Here is a 21,489-nt window from a genome sequence, read left to right on the forward strand (position 1 = left end):
TGGCTGCGGGTCCTCACCCGGCCAGGCGCCGGGTGAGGGTCCGGGGCTCCTGTCAGGGACCACCCCGCCCAACGGGCACGCACCGACGTGGTCGATCCGCCAAGACAGTCCACGCCGGGCGCACCCGCCATCCCATCCCATCCAGAACGGGACACCAATCATGCACCTGCACACCCACCCTGTCAGCGCCACCCCGGCGGCCGTCTCGCCCACGGCTCCGCGCTGCGACAACCGCCGCGTCGGGATCCTCCTCGAGGACGCCGACGGCTGCCTGCTGATGCTCCCCACCGCGGCCGGTCTCACCGGTCTCACCGGGCACGTCGACGAGCACTCCGACCCCATCGAAGCCGCCCGCGCCGTCGTGGCCGAGGCGCTCGGACTGCCCCTGACCGGCTTGGAGCTGGTGGTTGTGAGCTGGCGCGGTGACCGGTGCGAGCGCCTGCCCAAGGCCAGCGGGATCACCGGCCACACCTGGCACCTGTACCGGGCCCAGGTGAGCACCGAGGCCCTCGTCGAGGCGCTCAGCACCGAACCGCTGCGCGACGCGCACCGCTACACCGGCGAGCAGCTGCAGCTGCTGGCGATGCAGACCGCCCTGTACGCCGCCGACCGGCTCACCAACGCCGAGTTCCTCGACCGCCAAGGGATCGCGCCGGTCTGGGTCGACTGGCTGATCGAGGCGGGTCTGGTCAAGATGGGCGAGCCCGAGCGGGCCGCGATCGACTGGGCCGGCGCCCGCACCAGCACGCCGCCTCTAATGATGGCCTGGCAGCAGGCCTACCCCGGCCAGGCCTGGCACCGGACCCCCGCCCTGCTCCCGGTCACCTCCCGGCCGGTTCCGGCTCGCCTGGAGCGCCTGGAGCAGGCGGGCGCGGCCGACCTGGTCACCGAGGTCGACGCCGCCCGCGCGGAGCTGACCCGCACCGACACCAAGGCCGCCACGGTGCTGGCGTTCGCCGGAACCGCGTTCAGCGTGCTCGCGGCGCTGGGCGTGCTGGCTTCCGGCCTGCTGCCCGCGGGGCGGGTCGGGCTGGGGATCGCAGTGGCGCTGCTGGCGGGTGCGTCCGTGGCCGCGCTCACCGTCATCCGGCCTTCCCTGCCCCGGCGCGGTGCCGGCACCGGGACCGGGTTCGTCGCCCACGCCGAGGTGAGCACCGCCGAGGAACTGCTGGCCTCCCTCGCTGAGGACCCGGAGCTGCGCCGCGCCCAGGACGTGGTGCGGCTGTCGCAGATCGCGGCTGCCAAGTACCGGCGGCTGCGGGTGGCCACCGACTTCATGCTGCTCGCCCTGGCTGTGGTCGTCGTCAGCCTGCCCAGCCTGCTGTAGCCGCCCGCCCGGTCGCCGCCCTCCTCTCTACCGGGGGGCGGCGACCGGGCCCTGAGACGAGAGATGAGGACCTTCGATGACGACCAACCACCACCACGACCACGCTCCCGCTCCCGCTCGCGGCTGCTGCCCCGAACACATCGCGTTTCGCCAGCGCGCCACGACCGCGCTGAACCTGGCCATCGCCGACGACATGGACGGCGCCCGCGCCGCCGTGGCGGACCTGCAGGCCCACCACGGGCCCGGCGCGCTCACCTCCGCCCTGCTGACCTGGGTGGACCTCATGGCCACCCGCACCCCAGGCACCGACCACAGCACCTGGGCCAACCCGCAGGCCGCCGCCGAGGCCGCGGCGGCCTGCGACCCGGCCACCTCCTGGGCGATCCAGGTGACCATCGCCCGCCTGACCCGCGACCGCGCCACCTTCGAGGCGCTGCGCGCGGCCGTGCAGGGCTCCCACCTGGTCGAGACATACGTGATGGGCCTGCTCGCCCTGATCGCCACCCACCTCTCCACCTCCCCGCGAGCCGACGAGACGAGGAACCCCTGATGGCCACGTCTTCCACCCCCGCGAAGGGGGCGCCGTTCGTCGCCGGCGTCGCCCCGGGCGACGGCATGCACGCCGTCCCGCGCGACTACGCACAGCGTGCCCTGGCCGAGGGGGCAGGCGAGAGCGGCGCCCTGTGCGGGCGCCGCGTCCTGGTCGCCCCCCGCGTCGGCGCCTTCGACCGGGCCAGTCTGCCCGCCTGGGCCACGGTGTGCCCGTACTGCGCCTGGGCCGTGGCCGCCAGCCCTGAGGCCCGCTGCAGTGCCATCGAGCGCGAACTGGACGCGCTCACCCCCACCGGCACCAACCGTGACGTCCTGGAGCGGCTGCTCGACGACGTCCTGGTGACCCGCCACCTGTGTGAGGCGATCCTTGCCGCCGCCCGGCAGCCCGGCGCCGACGGCCTGGACCACGCTGTCATCGAGCTGCTGGCCCACGCCAGCGCGCACGCCCCGGTGCCGCTGCGCCCCTGGGATTGCGCCGCCGAGGAATGCGACCACCCGCCCGGTGCGTGCCCGTGCACGGTGGCGTGCGCGGCGTGCAGCCTGCAGGCCGGATCCTGGGCCGAGGGGCAGGAGGGCACCTACCGGCCCGAATGCACCATCACCGCGCCGTGTCAGGTCCTGGCCACCCTCATCACGCAGCTGACCCCGCCGATCGAGCAGCACGAGGACCACGACGAGCTCGCCGCGGCTTCCGGGCAGGCCCGGTGAGCCGCCGTCCACGCAGGGTCTTCTACGACCCCAGCGGAAAGACGACCGGTGGCCTACCCACCTATCCGTGGAAGTTCGCTCCCGCCGGGCTGGCCACCCGCCGCCAGCTGCGCGCCGCCGGGCTGCGGCCCGGCGGACAGGCACCGTGCGCGCAGGTGATGTGGTGCTCACGCCGTGCGGCGGGCGGCATCGCGGTCGCCTACCTGTACGAGGTCGCCGCCGCCAAGCCGCGCCGCACCCCGTCGGCCGAGCAGCTCAAGGCGCTGGGCAAAGCGATGCGCGCCCGAAAGGTCTGCCCCGACTGCGGGGTGGAGCAGCCGTACTGCATCCCCACCCGCTACGGCGCCTGCTTGGCCTGCCACGGCTGGGGCCTCACCGCATGAGCATCCGCACCTTCACACCGTCCTCGCCCGCGACATCAGCGGGCGAGGACGGTGTCCTGCGCCGCCTGGCGCCGGTGGACGAGGCCGCACCGCTCCCTCGTGCCGGTGCGACCCCGCCCACCGACGGCTGCGATATGCCCCTGAGCAGCGAGGACACACGCTTGATCTTGGATTCAGGACGTACGCCGACGGACGTGCTGCGCCCTCGCCCCGTACTTGCTCGTCTCCGCTCGCCGCTGCCCGCGTCCTATGTCCGGGATGCGGCTTTGAGCATGTTCGGCGTGTTTGGACCCACCTCAGACACATTTATGGCATCGTGCCTCATGAAGTTTTCTGACAAAGATCATTTTTTCTTGACAAGAGGAAAGTCAGGAAAGGAGGGCGCGCCGGTAGGGGCCTTCTGGTGCCTGCCTGTCCGCTTGTGGACACCGACGAGCCATCTGCTCACTCTCGTGCGCGAATGCGACCACGGAACGCGACACGCCGCAGGAACCACGGGCGCGCCAGCCCACACGCACTCGGAGATCGTGGAAAGATGCGGGACTGAATACTCCGCTTTAAACCCCAGGAGTTCCCAGGCAAAAAGAAAACGCCCCCAGAGGGGGCGCTTCTCGAGAGACAACTTCACACGACACGCTTCCGATGTTCAGCTCCTGTGCTTTGGCCGGCGGAGTGAGCTGAGCGGCTTCGGCGTGTCTATTCACGTCTGGAGACGACGATAGCAGCCCAGGCGCTGAGCTCACTACGCCTTGGCGACGACACGCCGAGTGAGCTGACAGCCACAACCCCGAGCACGACCTCCGGCACGGCCTTCCGCACGACGTCGCGCGCCGCGTCGACCTCGACTCGGCGGTGCGCTGTTCGCGCTGCTCAAGAGCGCCGTGCCTTGTACGCCCACTACGAGGGAGCCGACCAGCTGCCCCGGGTGCCGACCGCTTTGTGGTGGCGCCTGGTGACGGTGCTGCAGGCCCGTGGTGAGCGGCTCCATTCGAGCGCGGTGCGGATGGCCAAGCACCTCACGTATCACGCGGATGCGGCTGGCTGCCTGAGCGACACCCCGGCGCTGCTGGCCGCCTACGCCACCCACCACTCCTTCACCTCCTTGTCCAGCGGCACGCGGGTCGGCTGGACCGACCTGATGCGGCTACGCGAGATCGGACTGGTGCGCCAGGTCTGCGGGGCCGCGCCCGGCCGCCAGGCCCGCTACGTGCTGTCCATGGACCTGGCCGCTCTGCCTGATGACCTTCCCGCAGACCTGAAGGAGGAGATACGCCGCCACATCGACAACCCGATCGCCGCGGCCAAGGGCCAGCAGACCCGCGCCTCCATCGATGCCAACCTGGCCGAGTGCGAGGTGGTCCGCGAAGGCTCCGCCACCCGCCCCCAAGCGATCACGACCGCTGCTGGCTGTGGACGACTTCACACGTCTCCCTATACGCGAGAGGGACTTTCCCCCTCCCACCCGTCACGGCAGTCACAGCCGTCTCGGCGGCCGCACGGGTCGCCGTTTGGGGGCAAAGATCGCAGCGAGGAGAGGGCCCACGCCGTCGATTTCGTGCTGGGGCTGCAGCCGCGGTGGGCCCGGCAACGCGACGGGCAGGTCCTCAGCGACCGGGAAGTGGCCGAGGTGTCGCATCTGGTGGCGTTGCTGCTGCGGCACATGCCCGAATCTGAGGCCGCCGAGCTGTTGTGTGAGCAGGTGGCCAGCGCTTCCGACCTGGCCGGGGTGTTGCGCTGGCGGATCGGCAAGGTGCTGGGCCGGGCCCGGCGCGCTACCCGCCGGCTGGCCACCCTGGTCGTCGACGATGACGGCGCGGCGCACGCGGCGTGGCTGGCCGCCAACGCCGAGCGCAACGCCGCCAACGCCCCGCGCCGAGCCGCCCTGGTGGAGCAGGCCCGCCGCCGCGCCCAGGAGCTGCGCGGCCGGGGCCACCACGACGCACCCCCTGGCCCACGCCCCTCGGACCTGGGCCGCCCAGAGCGCCGTGAGGCGCCCGCTGCGACGGGTGGGGCAGCCGAGATCCCGGGCGGGCAGATCGCCGCTCAGCGGCCCGCTCAGGCGTCCTCGCCCGTGCTGGTCGAGCCGGAGGAGATCTTCCGGCGCGAGGTCCTGAACCGCCACGCCCTGCCCGCCGCAGCTCCTGCCCGCTGGGCCAGCGAGCCCGAGCCCGAGCACCTGCCCGACATCGACTACGCCGCCGAGCGCACCCGGCTGGTCGAGCTGATGGCCGCCCGACACCGCCACGAGGAGACCCCGACCCCATGACCACCCCCGCCCTCATTCTCGGTGCGGACCGGGCGGCGTGTTTCGTCGCGGCGGCCGCGGCCCGAGCTCGCTCGACGAAACCCCGCCGGGTTGCGTCGCCCACCGCGGTGCAGGCCTTCGCGCGACGCAACCCCGGCCGCGTCCCCGGCGGTGTGCGGTGAGCGCGGCCGCGCCGGGCCCGGCCTGCCCGGTGTGCGCGAGTCCGATCGCGATGGCGTGGACCGGTCGACCGGCCCGTTACTGCGGAACGCCGTGCCGTCAGGCTGCGCACCGGGCCAAGCACCGCGCCGAGGCCGCCCTGCAGCAGGCCACCTGGCAGCGCCGCCAGCTGACGCGTACCGTCGAGCAGCTGGCCGTGGTGGCCGCCGAGCTGGTAGCCGAGCACCGCTTCCTCGGCGTCGACCAGGCGGCCGCAGAGCCGGTGACCGGGTGGGAGGCGCGCCTGGCCGAGCTGGCCACCACCCTCGCGCGCCTGGCCTCCAGTGCGGCCGGCACCGCCCGGGGCCACGCCGCCACCGCCGTGGACTACCGCCAGGCCGCGCGGCTGGCCGGTCGAGTCCAGCAGGACGACCAGGACGTCCCGGACGTCCGGCAAGACGTCCCCGCAGGCGGTCAAGACGTCCCGGACGTCCGTGAGGACGTCCCCGGTGGGGAAGACGTCCCGGTCGGGTGGGAGTGGAGCGAGACCGACGTGTGCCTGGCGCGCGTCGACGGCCGCTGGCATTTGTACGGGCCCGACGGCGACTTGGACGTCCCGGAGTACGGGCTGTTCGGAAGGCATCGCGGCCCGCGACGAGGCCGGGGCGCAGGAGGCGGCGGCCGCCGTTGTCACCGCGCTGACCGGCCGGGCGGTGACCGGCTGGGATCGTGACGCCTGGAGCCGCTCGATCTACGGCGAATCGACCTGGTACGCCTGCCTGACCGACTGATCAGGTTCCCTTGCGGAAGCTCCACCTTCCAACGACTGTGACTCTCCGTAAAAAGATCACCACGAATTGTCGGTGTCGTTCGCTACCTTCCCTCCGATGTGACACATCCGCTGGATAGGAGGGGCATGTGGAGTTGAAGACCGCCACGGACGAGCTGTCGCTGCTCGCCGAGCGCGCCGTTGACCTGGCAGGTGACCGGGGGGTGAGGATGGTGCCGGTCGCGCCGATCACACGACAGGGCGCCTACGTCTGCCTGGATCCCGAGGACATGGACCTGGAGGACTTCCTCGACCTGGTCGTGGCCGCGCAGCAAAAGCTCGCCTACATCGAACCCGCACCGTTCGACGTCGATGAGCTCGTCGAGCTCGCCGAGGACGACGTCCTGGGCGAAGAACTCGATCCGGTGCTGCGCGTCCAAAGGGCCAAATTGCGCCAGAGCGCAGCCCGGTTCAACGGCTGGACCACCAGCCTGGAGGTGGCGTTCGTGTACCAGGGCGTCGTGCACCGCTGGGTCACCGACGCCTCCTGGTATGAGCAGCTGCGCACCGAGGTGGACGCCGTCGCGCCGCCGGAGGACGAAGACGACGACGAGCCGCAACTGTCTGAGGCCGAACGGGCGGCCCTCGTCGAGCGGCTGACCCAGGAGCTGCTGGCCAAAGCGGAGTTTCGCGCCAGCACCGAGACCGGCCGCCGACGGGTGGCGCGGGTCTATCTCGCCTCCCCCGAGTGCGATGCGAGCCCCTTCGACGAGCTCCCCACCTTCATCACCTATGACGCGATCCGCCAAGCCATAGACCGGGCGGTGACCGCCGAACAGTGCCACTACGCCGACGTCGAACCGCGCATCCCCGAGCTGGCACGACAGATCGCCGCTGACCCCGCCTATCGCGCCGCGCGTACCGCCGCGGCCCGCAAACACCGGGCCCGCGACCACCTCATCGCCCACGCCGACGGCTACCCGCCCCCCACCCGTGTCCTTGACCTACTGCTCGACGCTCTGGCCGCCAGCCGCGCGAGTGGGCCGGTCGGGCCGATGCTCCCCTTCGCCTCCGACTGAGCACGGCCTCCACCAGCCCGTCCCCCATAAATCTACGTAGTAAAGGACCCCGGGCCGCACACCTCACCGCCCGGGGCCCGCCGCGTACACCGCGAGCGTTCTCGTTGAGGGTTTTCAAGAGGTGTCACCGCAGTACGGCCGGTACGGGCCATCGAGCGGTGCGCGAAGTCCGGATGCAGTGATACCGGTTTCATACAGTGCGTGTCTCTTTACGAGGTAAATCCGTTTAGTCGCTTCGTGTCGAGATCCCAGAGGTGGGGCTGAGAACGGGAGGGGGAAGAAGACCGGCCCTCGTTGAGCTAGAGCCTGACGGAGGCGGAGGACTTGGCGGCCCGTGATGACCGAGCAATAGGACGTGTTCTTGTGTCGGATGTTGGACTTTCGTCGAGATGAGAGCGGGATTGCCTGTATAGGTGACGAAGGAGCCGCCCTTCAAAGGTCTAAGACACCTTTGGAGGAGTTCGTGGCTCACCTACCGTCCCTGTCACCCGACGGTGCGCAGTCCCCCGCCGAGCGAGCTGCGGGGTGGGCGCGGGGATTCAGTGCCGGCGCCACCGGGCTTGGCGCACCTGCGCTGGCCTGGCTGGCCCACCCGGTGCTATGCGCCGCGATTGTCACCGTCGAGGTCGGGCTCGTGGTGTTCATCGTTTGGTCTGCGCTTTACGGTTCCGCCGAGGTAGCTGACCGAACGTTTCGGCTACTGCGCTGGATCTCGGGTCGACCCGAACCCCGCGCCCCCGACCCTCGCTGAGCCATCACTCGTCCAAGGTGTGCCCAGTGCCGGGAAGTCCTGCCTCCGCGGTCGGTCACCCACGCCGAAGGACTAACGTCCATGACGCCTTGAAGCGGCAAGACGTTCCGCGGCGGCCATGATGAACGCCGACACCGCAGCTTCGAACTCCGCCTCACGGATCTTAAGCTCGGCCAGGTCGGCCGCGCCGCACAACACGTCCACGTGCTCGAACGCGGCGTCGGCGAGCGGTCCGGGCCAGCCTGACACCAGCTGCAGCTGAGGACGCGGTCTCGGCCAGGGTGCCCAGGCGGTCGGCCTCGATGCGTGCCTGCTTGAGTTCGGCAGGATTTGGGAAGTTGGCTTCCCGCTACCTATATGGCCTCTGACCTGCGGAAACAATGACGCACGACAAGGAACTTATCGTGCGTTGCGGCCCTCTGACCTGGGGAAATGTTCCGCTGACTTCCGATGATGTTGATTAACGTAAGTTGACCATGAGATCTCGGGGCAACCGGATGTAGGCCAAAAACCGATGCCAAGGCGACCGCTTCATGCGATCTACTTGCTGGGTATGACCACTCTTCTGCTTGCGTCCTACGGCGTCACGGCCGTCACTGATTTCGTGCAATTGACCAAAGCGACCCGGCAAATGATCTGTGCTCACTGCGGTTACGGCACCACCCAGAGGAGCCGCAACGTTCATAGAATCGCGCCGACGTACAACAACAACCCGGATGAAACCTCTGAGGGCATCTTCGAGAAGACGTGGAGCTGTGACTACTGCGGCCAGGTGACCATCGAGCTGGTTACTTGCGGGCCAGCCTCCAGCGGCTCAACGGCCAGACGGGTCAAGGAGATCATGCAGATCTGGCCCGCGCGTACCATCAGGGAGCTCCCGGCGGAGGTGCCTGAGTCGATCCGCGACCGGTTCCAGGAAGGCTCGCGGTGTGAAGGGGCGGCCGCGTATCGAGGCGCGGCCGCGATGTATCGAGCGGCGGTGGAGGAACTGTGCAAGGAGCGCGGCGCCACCAAGTACAACCTGTACGACAAGATCGAGGAGTTGCGGGGGCAGCTTGATGAAGACCTAATTGTTGATCTTCACGAGACGCGCATGTTGGGCAACGACAGTGTGCACGACGGGCTGACCTACTCCCCGGAGGAAGTTGCTGACGTCGCCGAGCTGATCGCGGAGATGGCGCAGGCGCTCTACATCGAACCGGCGAAGAAGGCGGCGATGCGTGAAGCTCGCAAGCAGCGCCGGGAGACGCACAAGAATGGTGGGAGTCCTGCGGTTTCCTGACCGGTATCCGGGAAAGTGACCGCTCGGGCCGACGTCGCACGAGCACCGAACTGGTGAAGGATCGGCAGCCGAACTTGGCGATCACTCCCGGGAATGTCAGTTCTCAGAAGTAATCCGCCTTGATGCCGGTATTTTCACGTATCTTTCTTCTAAGGTGATCGGCTGCTGGATAGATTTCTCGTGCCCGGAGAGCTTCGACGATCGCCTCGATAGTCCACAGCGGGCACTGATTGACGATGGAATCGAATAGCTGCTCTCTGGACCGCGACATGAAACTAACTCTATTTTGGAGAGAATTGTAAGAATGGTAATGTGTATTCCTTGCTTCGTGCTTTGATTTCAAATCTTCCTCTGCTGCCATACCTAGTTCCCTTAGCCGATAGATCAGGTCGGCGACTTCCTCGGGCGAGCGATGTGCAACGAAAGTATCTGTCATCGTCGTCCAGTTCCGCTTACTGAGTTCGGCCTCGTTCTCGCGCCAATAGCCGCCTTGGGAGACGCTGATGACTGCAGTAGAAGCAAAGCGGCCGATGGCTTCATACACGTGAGAGGCTTCAGGAAGATCGATGTCTTCCTCGGTCTTGAAGCGCCAGAAGGCACTTATGGCAAGGGAATTATCTGTTAATAGACGACGCAACACCCGATCGGCGTCGTGCGGCCGGTGTCGACCGCGCAGATCACCGATAAGGAACCATGTCACCGCTGCCGAACGCAAGAGAACGACAGCATCCATAAGACGATCCGCCTCATCATGAAGATCGCCATCTCTTAGCAGGACAATCCATTCACCGATTTCTCGGGGATGCGTGGTGGCAATGGCCCGATTTGTTTCGTGAGAACTGCGGGCCTCGCTGTGATTTTGCAGGTCATTCAAGACAAGTTGCAGCATCGGAGGATACCGCAACAAGGGGAACGCGTTGTGTCTTTGGTTGGCCGGCGCCGCTCTCTCGGCAGCGAGGGTGACACGAGTTCTTTCCCATAGCAGGATGTCTTGCTCGTTTACTCCGCATACCTGTAGGAATTCGTGTAGCTGGGCAGGGGTGGGCAATCGATGCCCATTGAGAAAGTCACCCACGAGTGAGCGTGTCAGCCGACCTTTTCCTCTGAGGGGGCCGCGCTCCTCGATCTCGCGCAGCGGCAGCCCCGTCGCGATCTTGACCTTTTGGAGCAGTGCAGCGAACTCGCTGATGTCGTGTACGGCCGCCAGCTCGCTGGGATCGGGATGAGCGGGGGGGATGACCATGTTTGCTCCCAGCGCCGTATGAGATCGTCCACCATTGTCCGACAGTTCACGTTGTTACGCCTGGATTTGCTGGCGATAGGTGGCGTCGGACGAAAGCAGACGACCGACTTTCACCGAGATCTGCGGCTGCCCTAGTGGACGCCACAAGGTCTGCGGCTGGGTGAGTGCAGGAACATCGCCTGATGTTCCGTGAGGTGCAGGAGGCTCCCCGTGATGGCCGTGCTCGCTAACGCTCTCGATTTCGCCACCAGTCTGGCCGCGCTTGTCACCGCTACGCTCGCGCTTCTCGCGGCACGCAGAACGAGGCGTGGGCGTAGACGCCGCTCGGGCCGTAGTCAGCGATCGGTAGGCCGGCGCGGCCTCACCGACTGATCGGATCATGCCAGAGGGGGGTGAGCCCTGATCCCGCAGTAGCCGTCAGGTGGGCGCTGAATTCATCTGACGAGTCCCCATCGGTCGGGATGATCTTACGTTCTGGGAACTGTGGTTCCCGTGAGTTATCTTCAAGATCCAAAAGGTTCAAACTTTGGGCCACGGGGACTACCATGACGAGAAGAGGAGAGGGCCCCGCATCCAGCGTGCCAGCCGAAGATGCGGAGCCCGTTGCAGTGGGCTCAGGGTCGACTACCTGAGCCCGCTTCCATTTACCAACCAGTCCATTGTGATGAGGACCGCCCGCACGGCGAGCGAGACCCATTCACCCGTAACTGCTGGTGGGCGACGCCGTTTCCTCTTTGTCACAAGCCACCTCCTTAGCCCAGGAGAAGCAGGTCGATGGGATCGACCGAACTGGGCCGCACCGGTCGATCCCATGGGAGTACCGACCGATCGAGTTCGCTTGCCTGGAAGATCAGCGTCAGCCCTAAGCCTAGGACGCTTGCGATGGAGCCTGGAGAAACCGAATCAAAAGCCACCTTTACGGCGATCCGCAACTGCGGTTGAGGCCCTTAGGGCACCTCCCGGGAGTCCACGAGCACGCGAAGATCATTAGACCGAAACTAGCAATGTGATCTGCATCACATTTCCCTATGATTCCTATATGAAAGCCGCTAGGACTTCCATTTTCCAGAGCGCTCGGCCCTGCCCCCAGCCCGGAGTGTGGCCGACGCTTGCCGCCGGTCAAGTCCGCTCCCTCGCTGACGCTCGGTCGACGGACTGGACAGTCGGTCGCGCGCCGGCCGGAGGGGCCGTGGGGACGAGCCGGGGAGCGGGGAGGGGGAAGACCTCCCGATCGACTCGCGGGCCCAGCGGAGTAGGGGCCGGTTTCCTGCGTGAGCAAGATGAAGATCAGGCGTCTGTTCGCCGCTGGCCCGTTCGGGGCTTTCGCCCGCGTTGGTCCCCCGCCTACCGTCGTAGGTGATCTGTCCCCGCCTGGGGGCGGGGTCGCTTCGCTGGGAGGGGGAGGCCGGTGGTCGACGTCGAGGACGCCTCACTGCCCGCGCCGCGTCCCGGAGGCGGACCGGGCGGGCGGCGCCGGCGGGTGGCCGGTGGGCGCCCGAACCGCAACACCGTGCGTTTCACCGACGCCGAACAGCTCCTTGTCGAGCAGGCGGCCGCGGCCGCCGGGATGAGCGTGCCGAACCTGCTCGCCGAGACAATGCTCACCTCCTTGAGCGGAGGGGAGCGGGTGATGGGGGTGGCCGAGCGCCGGGCGCTGGCCCGGGAGGTGGCGGCCGCGCGGCGGGTGCTGAGCGCGATCGGCGGCAACGTCAACCAGCTGGCGGCCAGAGCCAACAGCGGCCTGGTCCTGGCCGCCGAGCAGGTGGCGGCGACGATGCGCGTGGTGGGCCAGGCCGCCCACCGCCTCGAACTCGCCTTGGCCCACCTGGCCCCCGAGCGGTCCGTCGACGAGGACCAGGAGCAGCCCGGGGACGAGCGGTGATCAACAAGATTGCCGCCCAGCACGGCCGCGACGTCGGCGGCCTGCTGCGTTACCTGTTCGGTCCGGGCCGGGCCAACGAGCACCGCGACCAGCGGGTGATCGCCGCCGATCACGTCCTGGAGGTCGTCGACGGCGCCCGCCTGGACGGCCCGCAGCACTGGGAGCAGGTCTTGGAGCTGGGGCACGCGCTGGATGACCACCGCGTCATCGCCGGGATCGCCCCGGAGCAGGGATGGGTGTGGCACTGCGCCATCTCCCTGCCCGCCGGCGAGGTGCTGGCCGATGAGCAGTGGGCGGTCGTGGCCCGCGCGGCCGTGGAGCGGCTGGGCTTCGCCGAGGGCGACCAGCGGGCGGCGTGCCGGTGGATCGCCGTCCACCATGGCCCCTCGGCCGGAGGCAATGACCACATTCACCTGGCGGTCAACCTGGTGCGCGAGGACGGCGCCTTGGCCGCGCCGGGCCGCGACCGGCGGGTCATGTCGGCGCTGTGCGCGGACATGGAGCGCCGCTTCGGCCTGTACGTGGTGGAGGGGCGTCCCGGGCGGGGCCTGCCCGGCTACAGCCGCGCCGAGGCCGAACGCGCCCAGCGCCTCCAGCGTGCCCATCCTGCCCGGGTGCGCGGTGCCGGCACCGGTCCGCCCTCGAGGAGCGCGGCCGCCGGGCCGGGCCCAGGAGGTGGGGATCTGGACCGTCAGCGCTTGGCTCGCCTGATCCGGTCGGCGGCCGCGAGCTCGGCCAGCGAAGCCGAGTTCGTGCGCCAGGCCAAGGCGACGGGGGTGTGGGTGCGGCCCCGGTTCGCCACCGGCGGCCGCGAGCGCGTGGTCGGCTACTCGGCCGCGCTGCGCCCCGTCGACGGGCGAACAGCGGTGTGGTTCGGCGGCGGCACGCTCGCCGCGGACCTGACCCTGCCCCGGCTGCGCGAGCACTGGGACGTCGACGGCGGCGAGCACCAGGCGCTCGCCGAGTGGCGGCGCTCCCCGGCGGCGGCCGCGAGCCCGCCTGGTCCCGGCGAGCAGGCCGCCGTTGAAGTCGCGCAGTGGCGGCGCGCCGCGCAGCTGGTCGACGCCGTCCACGAGCGGCTGCGCCACACCCCGCCCGGCGACGTGGTCGCGTGGCGGGTCGGGTGCCGGGGCGCGGCTGCGATGGTGGCCGCGCTCGCCGAGCGCGTCGAAGGGCGCGGGACGGGCGGGCCGGGACCGATCGCGGCGCTGGCCGATCGCCTGGCCTGGTCGGCCCAGGCCCCCCGCAGCGAAGCGCGTAGCCGTACGCCGGTCGGGGGTGAGGTGCGGGCTGTTGCCCGGATCATCCGCCAGGCCGTCCGCGAGGGGCCGGCGACCGCGACGTGGATGGTGGTGGCGGCCGCGCTGGTGGTGCTGGTGGCCACCATCGCCGCCTGGCACACCCAGCACCGCCAGCTGCGCCAGGCCGCCTCCCTCACCACACACGCCGAGGCCTTGGCCCGCGATCTGCACCGGCGCCGCGCCGAGCATGCCCCGGCCTGGACGACGCGCCGCTACGGCGCCATCGGCGACGCCCGCCTGGCGCAGCTGGCCATCGTGGCCGCCGACGATCTGGCCCGGCTCAGCTCCCCACCGCCCGCCGCCCCGCCTCGCCCGGCCCGACCCGTTGACCAGGAGGCGCACGGCGCAGCGGCGGCGGCCGCGCTGGCCTTCCCCGGCCGCCGCCGCCCGGCCACCGTCGCCGAGGCTCGCCAGCAACTGGCCGCCATCACCGAGGAGATCGGCCTGCGCGCCGCGATGCCCGCCGAGCGCGTCACCCGGGAGCGCACCGAACGCGCCCAAGCCCAAGCCGCCCAGCAGGCCCAGCGCGCCCAGGCCCAGCGGGCCAGTCGGCCGACACCACGGCGCGGCCCCTCACCCGGGCGGGGCGGCCGAGGCAGATAGCCACCACAGCCGCCAGAGCCAAGACGGCACGAAGCAGGGCCAGCCAGCACCACCTGCTCGCTGACCAGCTCGGTGATGTCGAGCTGACCGACGATGACGCCGAACGTCTCCATGACGCGGCTACACGCGCCTTCACCGCGATCGCGCTGGCCACGCGCGGAAGCGAGGACTTAGAACACGAGCTTCGCCTCGCTGAAAGCTAATCAAACAAGATGAGGGTTGTGGGTCGGACCGGGGCGCCCCTGTCCGACCCACCATGCTCAGGGCATCCCCGCCTCACTCCGCCACTGCGGCCGACCCGTCCTGCGTACCCTCACCCACATCGGCCCCAGACGCATCGCTATCGGCCCGCCCCGCCAGCAGCAGACCTACCGGCACCCGATCTGGGAGACCCGCCGGCGGAACCTGCCAGTGACCGGGCTCGCTGAAGTCGACCGTGCCGCCGGAGAACTCTGCGGAGCCGAAGGTGACCCTGCTGCCGGAGAACCGCGCGGAGCCGAAGTTGACCGTGCCGCCGGAAAACCCCGCGGAGCCGAAGTTGACCGCGCTGCCGGAGAACCGCGCGGCGCTGAAGTCGACCGTGCCGCCGGAGAACCCTGCGGAGCCGAAGTCGACCAGGCCGTCGGAGAACCGCGCGGAGCCGAAGTTGACCGTGCCGCCGGAGAACTCCGCGATGCGGAAGTTGACCGTGCTGCCGGAGAACCCCGCGGCGCTGAAGTCGACCAGGCCGCCAGAGAACCCCGCGGCGCTGAAGGTGACCGTGCCGCCGGAGAACCGCGCGAAGCCGAAGTCGACCAGGCCGCCGGAGAACCGCGCGGCGCTGAAGGTGACCGTGCCGCCGGAGAACTCCGCGAGGCTGAAGTCGACCGTGCCGCCGGAGAACTCCGCGACGCTGAAGTCGACCGTGCCGCCGGAGAACCGCGCGGCGCTGAAGGTGACCGTGCCGCCGGAGAACACGACGCGGCTGAAGTCTCCGCCGTCGAAGACCACGCTGGTGAAGTCCAGGTCGTGGCCCTGCCAGGACACCGTAGCGCCCTCGCGTAGGTGGGCGCCGATCAGGCGGATGATGGTGTGGCGGACCTCGCGCAACCCGGCGAAGGCGAGCCGGTCAGCCTCGGGGGCGTCCTTGGCAGGTTGGGGGGTGTAAGGCATGCGCAAGTAGGCGCACAGCACGTCGATGCAGGTCTGGCGGAGCTCACGGGTAGGGGCGTCGTCGGCCAAGCCGGCCAGGGCGTGCGCGCCGGCCAACCGGACCGCTGGGGAGTCGTGGCCGAGCTGACCGGCCGCGGTGGTGAACCGCTCGTTGTGCAGCTTGGTGGCCTCCCGTTGCTCACCGCGATGTGAGCGTTCCTCGGCCTGCTCAGCCAGCACCTGAGCCGCCTCGGCCAAGCGCTGGGCGGCTTCTGCGACTTTTTGTCGCCGGTAAGCCACCACCAACGCCACCAGCCCGCCTAGCCCGGCCACCACTGCGAACGCGATCTTTAACAGCTCGAACAACGTGGCCGCGCTGACCAGCGCCTCAGGTCTCAGCCCTCGCACGTCGAACAACACCAGCCCGGAGATGATCACCCCGGTCAGCAGCAGCACCGCGGAGGCCGCGGTGAGCGCCAATACCGGACCGATCCCCATCAACCGCAAACCCAGCGGCTCCCCCGACGTCCGCCGTGCCTGCGGGTCCGGCAGCCCGCCGGTATCAGACTTTCCCACCTCACCCATACCGGCCCATACACGCGAGGCCCGGCCGCGTTACGTCCCTACAGCCCTGTACTCGTACGGACGGTCGTTCCCGCAAGAGGCCATCTGTGTCCGTTCATCCGGTTCACGCTTGCGATGTCTGATGCCGAGGAGCTCGCGCCTGTGCTGTGCGTCCGCCGCACCAAGGCAGAATCCCCGGGCCGGAGGTGTTCATCTAACGGTCGTTTGATGAACATCGGCGCGAGCACGTCCGGACGGGCCGCCGCATCTTGTCAAAGCGTTCATCCTCGCCGTTCATTTTCCGATGGCGTTCACCTACCTCACACAGCGCGTTTAATGAACGGAGGGGACTCCCCGATGGTGCTCATCGGCCTGGTCTGGATCAGCATCGACAAGCAGAGCACCCAGTGACAGCACGACACCCTCGATTCCGTCTGTGGAAGGTCGCCGAGGAGAAGACCAGCAGCAAGCTCGCCACCACTCGGCCCGATCTGCGTGCTGATGTCGGATCAAGCAGCCGGTCCGCAGGTCGTACCTCCACGCGTATGGCTGGCTCGATTCTCGAAGACGACGAAAGGGGCCACCCTCGCCTGGGCGGCCCCCTTGCGTGATCTGATGGTTTAGGAGCCGTGGTAGGCGGCCACCGCGGCGAAGAAGATGATCAGTACGGTGCCAGTAGCACCGCCACCAGCCAGGACCGCACCGGCCCAGCCCACACCGGTACGCACCGTGATGAAGCTGGCGGCGCAGCCGATGTTGACCGCAACCGAGAACGCCAGCAGCAGCGCCAGCACGTCGATCTGCGTCATGAGCCTCTCCCTCGATTCGCTTCCGGTATAAACCCCTGCAGTCGCAGGGAACCGATGAAGTCGAGGGTGGCTGTCCAAATCGATGGCAAGCGGCTTTGTGCGGGCACATTGGACGATTTGCCTCCATCTCCCCAGGCCATCGATTTACGCTTCGCAGGAGGCCCTGCGTGTCCAACACGGCCGGGTTGGACACGCTCCACACGATGGACGGGAGGCAGGGCGCGTGACCGAGCCAGCCGGGCAGCAACCGCCGACGTTTTTCGACGACCTGAACAATCTGGCTGACCTGCATAGCGAAGAGCTCGACGGCCAGCCTTCCGACCGGCAACTGGCGAAGCGGACGGGCGCCTCGAAAAGTACGATTAGCAACTGGCTATCGCGCACCGACAGCACGACCGGGGACCGGCCAGCGCGCAGGATCTTGCCGCGTGATCTCGCCCAGTTCTTGAGGATGATCGAAGAGATCCGGGTGGAAACACAAGCGCGGGGCAAACTCACCGGACCGGCCGAGGCTCTTCTGGATAGCAGGCGCTGGGAAAGGTCGTATGAGGCTGAGTGTGATCGCCGCGCGGAGACTAGCCGGATCACTACCGAGCGAGCTAATGCCCGGGCGGTGTTGCACGAGCAGGAACGCCGCGCCCGCTGGCAGGCTCTGCCCGACCGACCCCGGCCCCTGAGCGCGTGGACCGCCAAGCAACTCGGCGTCCATGGCGCGATCGCGGGCACCAGTTCTCGACGCGGTGATTTCGTACTGCCCACCTACATCCTCCGTGAGCACGACCGGCGTTTGCGTGAGCACCTGGCCGCCGCAGTGGACAGCGCGCAGACAACGTTGGCGCTGGTGTGCGGCACCTCCTGTACCGGAAAAACCCGCACCGCCTTCGAAGCCGTGCGCGCGGTGGTGCCCGGCTGGCAGTTGGTCTTTCCCAAGAGCGCCGACAGCCTGCTGGCGCTGCTGGCCGCCGACGCGGCCAGGCCGGGCACCGTGCTGTGGCTCAACGAAGCCCAGAACGTACTGAAAGGCCCGGCTGGGGAAGCGGCCGCAGCCGCGTTGCTCACCCGCTTGGAAAGTGGCGGGCCCACGCTCATCATCGCTACCCTGTGGCCGTCCTACCGCAAAGAGCTCACCGCCACCCCATCTGCCGGGAATCCGGACCCGTACCACCACGCACGCGCCTTGCTGGCCCAAGTCCGCCCGTTCGAGGTACCGAAGACCTTTACCCGCGACCAGGTCGCTGCGCTGGCCGCCCACACTGACCTGTCGTTGAAGACCGCCGCGCGGTTGGGGGCGGTGGCTATCACTCAGATCCTGGCCGCTGGCCCGGACCTGGTCGACCACTGTGAGAACCCCGCAACCCAGGAAGGCGTCTACGGGTGTGCGGTGATCGAAGCTGCGATGGACGCCCACCGCTTGGGTGTCACCAGCCCTCTGCCGCTGGCTTTTCTGCAAGAAGCCGCCTCCGGCTATCTGAGCGATGATGAACGCGCTAACGCCGATGATTCTTGGTTTTCTTCCGCCCTGGCTTACGCCCGCGCGCCGGTCAAGGAAGTCGTCTCGGCACTGCAGCCGGTTGCCCGTCCCACCGGAATGGGTGCGCTGCCGAACGTGGTGGCTTTAGCCGATTACCTGCAACAGCACGCCCACGCTACCCGTGGCTCAACGTGTCCGCCGGCGCCCTTCTGGCAGGCAGCCGCCGAGCACCTCTCCGACCCCGAGGCCTTCCTGACCTTAGGCCGAGCAGCCGACCGACGCTTGCGCCGCCGCCACGCTGCCCTGCTCTACCAAGCCGCTGCCGAGGCCGGGGACTCCTCTGGGTGGGTGTGGTTGGCCGAGATGCGGGAGAAGGCGGGTGATCTGCAGGGGGCCGAGCAGATGGCTCGGGCCGCAGTCGAAGCTGGGCACTCCGGCGGGTGGGTGTGGTTGGCCAAGATGCGGGAGAAGGCGGGTGATTGGCAGGGGGCCGAGCAGATGGCCGCGGCCGCGGCCAAGGCCGGGAAATTCACCGGGTGGGTGTGGTTGGCCAAGATGCGGGAGAAGGAGGGTGATTGGCAGGGGGCCGAGCAGATGGCTCGGGCCGCGGCCAAGGTCGGCGATTCTGCTGGGTGGGTGTGGTTGGCCAGTATGCGGGAGGAGGTGGGGGATTGGCAGGGGGCCGAGCAGATGGCTCGGGCCGCTGCCGAGGCCGGGAACTCTTCCGGGTGGGTGCAGTTGGCCGAGATGCGGGAGGAGGCGGGGGATCGGCAGGGGGCCGAGCGCCTGTACCGAGCTGCGGTCGAGGCTGGGGACTCTTCCGGGTGGGTGCGGTTGGCCGAGATGCGGGAGGAGGCGGGGGATCGGCAGGGGGCCGAGCGCCTGTACCGAGCTGCGGTCGAGGCCGGGGACTCTTCCGGGTGGGTGCGGTTGGCCGAGATGCGGGAGGAGGCGGGGGATCGGCAGGGGGCCGAGCAGATGGCTCGGGCCGCTGCCGAGGCCGGGAACTCTTCCGGGTGGGTGCAGTTGGCCGCGATGCGGGAGGAGGCGGGGGATCGGCAGGGGGCCGAGCGCCTGTACCGAGCTGCGGTCGAGGCTGGGGACTCTTCCGGGTGGGTGCGGTTGGCCGAGATGCGGGAGGAGGCGGGGGATCGGCAGGGGGCCGAGCAGATGGTCCGAGCTGCGGTCGAGGCCGGGAACTTCTTTGTGTGGGCGTGGTTGGCCGAGGTGCGGGAGGAGGCGGGGGATCGGCAGGGGGCCGAGCAGATGGCTCGGGCCGCTGCCGAGGCCGGGGACTCCTCCGGGTGGGTGCGGCTGGCTGGGACGCGGGAGGAGATGGGGGATCGGCAGGGGGCCGAGCAGATGGCTCGAGCCGCTGCCAAGGCCGGGAACTCCTCCGGGTGGGTGCAGTTAGCCGCGATGCGGGAGGAGGCGGGAGATCGACAGGAGGCCGAGCGCCTGTACCAAGCTGCGGCCGAGGCCGGGGACTCCTCCGGGTGGGTGCGGCTGGCTGGGACGCGGGAGGAGGCGGGTGATTGGCAGGGGGCCGAGCAGATGGCTCGGGCCGCGGCCGAGGCCGGGAACTCCTCCGGGTGGGTGCGGCTGGCTGGGACGCGGGAGGAGATGGGGGATCGGCAGGGGGCCGAGCAGATGGCTCGGGCCGCGGCCGAGGCCGGGAACTCCTCCGGGTGGGTGCAGTTGGCCGCGATGCGGGAGGAGGCGGGAGATCGACAGGAGGCCGAGCGCCTGTACCGAGCCGCAGCCGACACCGGGGACGGTAATGCGCTGATTCGTTTCACTGAGCGCCAAAGTGATGGGCTGAGGGAGAAACAGGATTTGCGGTACGGGCTGGAACCGGACGGGACTCCTTCAGCCCCTTGGTGATGGTCGCGGTCGTCGACTCTTGCCCATGTCTCCTGTCGATCGGGCGAGCTGAGGTTTTCTGGCTCCAGATAATGTTTCTTATCGGCAGCCAGAATCAGCCTTGTCGATGGCGCGCTGGCGGTCTGATGCTGATCGTCACGGTTCGGCAAGCAGCATCACCCGATCGGCTGCGACGTCGAAGCCGAGGACCGGATGATGGTCATCGCCTTCCGGTGTCATCAGCACCGGCTTGCCCAAGCGGCGGCCGATCGCCCGTAAGAAGCCGCACAACAGGTCCAATCGCTTCTGGCCCTGGAGTTCTCGCAGGTCAATGTCGAAGTCAATGGTCTCCTCCGCGTAGAAGCGAAAGATCGCCACGACTCCCGGGGCCAGCCATACCCGCAGCGCAGGGCTGGCATCGCCGCTCAGAGCCGACATCTCCGCAGCACGCGGTAGCCGGAAGGCAACATTGTCCACGGAGTACTCATACCGCCACCCCTTGGACCGCACGAGATCAAAGACCGCCTGCCAATCCACGACAGAGGTGTCGGGGACGTGCACATCCGGCAGCACACCGTTCATCTCGGGATCGAAGAAATCCTTGACCTCGTCCCACAGCACATCAGGCACCCCTTCATCGTGAAGGGCACAGCGCATAGCCGGTAGCCGAACCAGTGAAACGCTTCCCCGGACGGGGACGGCTTGTCGCGGCGCAGCTCTCTGCTCCCTGGATAACTCTGATTATCCGGGAAGAGCGAGCGGGGTGTCTGGCCCCTCACCTGCACGCTGAGACGAGCGTCCGTCAGGAGCCCTGTCCCTAAGGGTCGGTCAGTCGTGCGAATGTCGGGTGCGCATGACGTAGAGAGCCAGGGCAATGGCCGCGGCGGCATTGGGTACCAGCTCGATGGCCCGGAAGGAGCTTCCTTCTACTGGTTGAAGGTCGGAGTCCAGTCGCAGGCGGTGTTCCGGCTTGAGCTGCGGGTATTTGGCTCTGGGCTGCGAGTATTCGATCTCGCCTTCGGCGTACTCCCATCCCAGCCTGAAAGGGCGACCTACCTGTTTCGCGGCTTCAATCTCGTTGCCGAGCCACTGGGGGTCGTCAATGACCAGGAGGAGGCATATCTCTGGACGCAGCGTCAGGAGGTTGATCGAGACTCCGGTATAGAGAAGATCACCGCTGCGCTGGAGGCTGGTTCGATCGAAGACCTTCTCCAATCGCGCGACCTCGGGCGCGAGGGTGGGATCGACTGGTTCCTTGACGTCTTCAAGCTGCCAGCCTTCGTAGGCCTCAGAACGTGTTTGAGAGCTGATCATCGGCTTCAGCGGGTCCATTCGAGTGGGTGCGGTCCGGGCCGCTGGACGGGATG

The 21,489-nt window shown here is 68.6% G+C and carries 17 protein-coding genes; 11 read left to right on the plus strand and 6 right to left on the minus strand.

Annotated elements, in window-relative coordinates:
* The first annotated feature begins 160 nt into the window (after nt 1-160).
* The 7 genes from AC5L38_RS43105 to AC5L38_RS43135 all read left to right on the plus strand — a co-directional run bounded on the left by AC5L38_RS43105 (nt 161) and on the right by AC5L38_RS43135 (nt 7,222).
* Nucleotides 161-1,327, plus strand: a complete 1,167-nt coding sequence (locus AC5L38_RS43105) for a Pycsar system effector family protein (RefSeq protein WP_495248610.1) — start codon at nt 161-163, stop codon at nt 1,325-1,327.
* 76 nt (nt 1,328-1,403) lie between these two features.
* On the plus strand, nt 1,404-1,877 hold the full coding sequence (locus tag AC5L38_RS43110; RefSeq protein ID WP_495248611.1) for a hypothetical protein: 474 nt from the start codon (nt 1,404-1,406) through the stop codon (nt 1,875-1,877).
* Nucleotides 1,877-2,587, plus strand: a complete 711-nt coding sequence (locus AC5L38_RS43115) for a hypothetical protein (protein ID WP_495248612.1) — start codon at nt 1,877-1,879, stop codon at nt 2,585-2,587. Before AC5L38_RS43110 ends, AC5L38_RS43115 begins: the two co-directional genes overlap by 1 nt.
* The gene (locus AC5L38_RS43120; RefSeq protein WP_495248613.1) at nt 2,584-2,970 is read left to right on the plus strand and encodes an RRQRL motif-containing zinc-binding protein; all 387 of its coding nucleotides are present in this window, start codon (nt 2,584-2,586) and stop codon (nt 2,968-2,970) included. Before AC5L38_RS43115 ends, AC5L38_RS43120 begins: the two co-directional genes overlap by 4 nt.
* A 952-nt stretch (nt 2,971-3,922) precedes the next feature.
* Nucleotides 3,923-5,236 (plus strand): hypothetical protein, encoded by a 1,314-nt coding sequence (locus AC5L38_RS43125; protein WP_495248614.1) that lies wholly within the window; start codon nt 3,923-3,925, stop codon nt 5,234-5,236.
* 211 nt (nt 5,237-5,447) lie between these two features.
* A complete protein-coding gene (locus tag AC5L38_RS43130) occupies nt 5,448-6,107 on the plus strand; it encodes a hypothetical protein (RefSeq protein ID WP_495248615.1) in 660 nt (219 codons plus the stop codon).
* A gap of 185 nt (nt 6,108-6,292) precedes the next feature.
* Nucleotides 6,293-7,222, plus strand: coding sequence for a hypothetical protein (locus AC5L38_RS43135; RefSeq protein WP_495248616.1), 930 nt, complete (start codon nt 6,293-6,295; stop codon nt 7,220-7,222).
* A gap of 823 nt (nt 7,223-8,045) precedes the next feature.
* Here the strand turns inward: AC5L38_RS43135 and kilB are convergent.
* Nucleotides 8,046-8,354, minus strand: coding sequence for a plasmid transfer protein KilB (gene kilB, locus AC5L38_RS43140; protein WP_495248617.1), 309 nt, complete (start codon nt 8,352-8,354; stop codon nt 8,046-8,048).
* A gap of 172 nt (nt 8,355-8,526) precedes the next feature.
* Between kilB and AC5L38_RS43145 the strand changes: the two genes are divergently transcribed.
* Nucleotides 8,527-9,255, plus strand: coding sequence for a DUF4145 domain-containing protein (locus tag AC5L38_RS43145; protein WP_495248618.1), 729 nt, complete (start codon nt 8,527-8,529; stop codon nt 9,253-9,255).
* 103 nt (nt 9,256-9,358) lie between these two features.
* On the opposite strand, the gene AC5L38_RS43150 is transcribed toward AC5L38_RS43145, so the two are convergent.
* A complete protein-coding gene (locus tag AC5L38_RS43150; RefSeq protein WP_495248619.1) occupies nt 9,359-10,498 on the minus strand; it encodes a hypothetical protein in 1,140 nt (379 codons plus the stop codon).
* 1,408 nt (nt 10,499-11,906) lie between these two features.
* On the opposite strand from AC5L38_RS43150, the gene AC5L38_RS43155 reads away from it, so the two are divergent.
* Together AC5L38_RS43155 and AC5L38_RS43160 are read left to right on the plus strand one after the other, a co-directional pair.
* Nucleotides 11,907-12,380 (plus strand): plasmid mobilization protein, encoded by a 474-nt coding sequence (locus AC5L38_RS43155; RefSeq protein WP_495248620.1) that lies wholly within the window; start codon nt 11,907-11,909, stop codon nt 12,378-12,380.
* On the plus strand, nt 12,377-14,284 hold the full coding sequence (locus tag AC5L38_RS43160; RefSeq protein ID WP_495248621.1) for a relaxase/mobilization nuclease domain-containing protein: 1,908 nt from the start codon (nt 12,377-12,379) through the stop codon (nt 14,282-14,284). The genes AC5L38_RS43155 and AC5L38_RS43160 overlap by 4 nt, the downstream gene beginning before the upstream one ends.
* Before the next feature lie 276 nt (nt 14,285-14,560).
* Here AC5L38_RS43160 and AC5L38_RS43165 read toward each other — a convergent pair whose 3' ends face one another.
* Both AC5L38_RS43165 and AC5L38_RS43170 read right to left on the minus strand, forming a co-directional pair.
* Entirely contained in the window at nt 14,561-15,991 is a 1,431-nt protein-coding gene (locus AC5L38_RS43165; protein ID WP_495248622.1) for a pentapeptide repeat-containing protein, read from the minus strand.
* A 608-nt stretch (nt 15,992-16,599) separates the two neighbouring features.
* Nucleotides 16,600-16,788 (minus strand): hypothetical protein, encoded by a 189-nt coding sequence (locus AC5L38_RS43170; protein ID WP_495248623.1) that lies wholly within the window; start codon nt 16,786-16,788, stop codon nt 16,600-16,602.
* A gap of 223 nt (nt 16,789-17,011) precedes the next feature.
* Here AC5L38_RS43170 and AC5L38_RS43175 point away from each other — a divergent pair, with 223 nt between their 5' ends.
* Nucleotides 17,012-20,143 carry a tetratricopeptide repeat protein gene (locus AC5L38_RS43175; protein WP_495248624.1) on the plus strand — a complete coding sequence of 1,044 codons (3,132 nt, stop codon included), beginning with the start codon at nt 17,012-17,014 and terminating at the stop codon, nt 20,141-20,143.
* A 135-nt stretch (nt 20,144-20,278) separates the two neighbouring features.
* On the opposite strand, the gene AC5L38_RS43180 is transcribed toward AC5L38_RS43175, so the two are convergent.
* Together AC5L38_RS43180 and AC5L38_RS43185 are read right to left on the minus strand one after the other, a co-directional pair.
* Entirely contained in the window at nt 20,279-20,752 is a 474-nt protein-coding gene (locus tag AC5L38_RS43180; RefSeq protein ID WP_495248625.1) for a hypothetical protein, read from the minus strand.
* A 198-nt stretch (nt 20,753-20,950) separates the two neighbouring features.
* Nucleotides 20,951-21,489, minus strand: a 539-nt coding sequence (locus AC5L38_RS43185; protein WP_495248626.1) for a hypothetical protein, incomplete at its 5' end; no start/stop codon positions are given.

Source organism: Streptosporangium nanhuense (assembly GCF_059358815.1).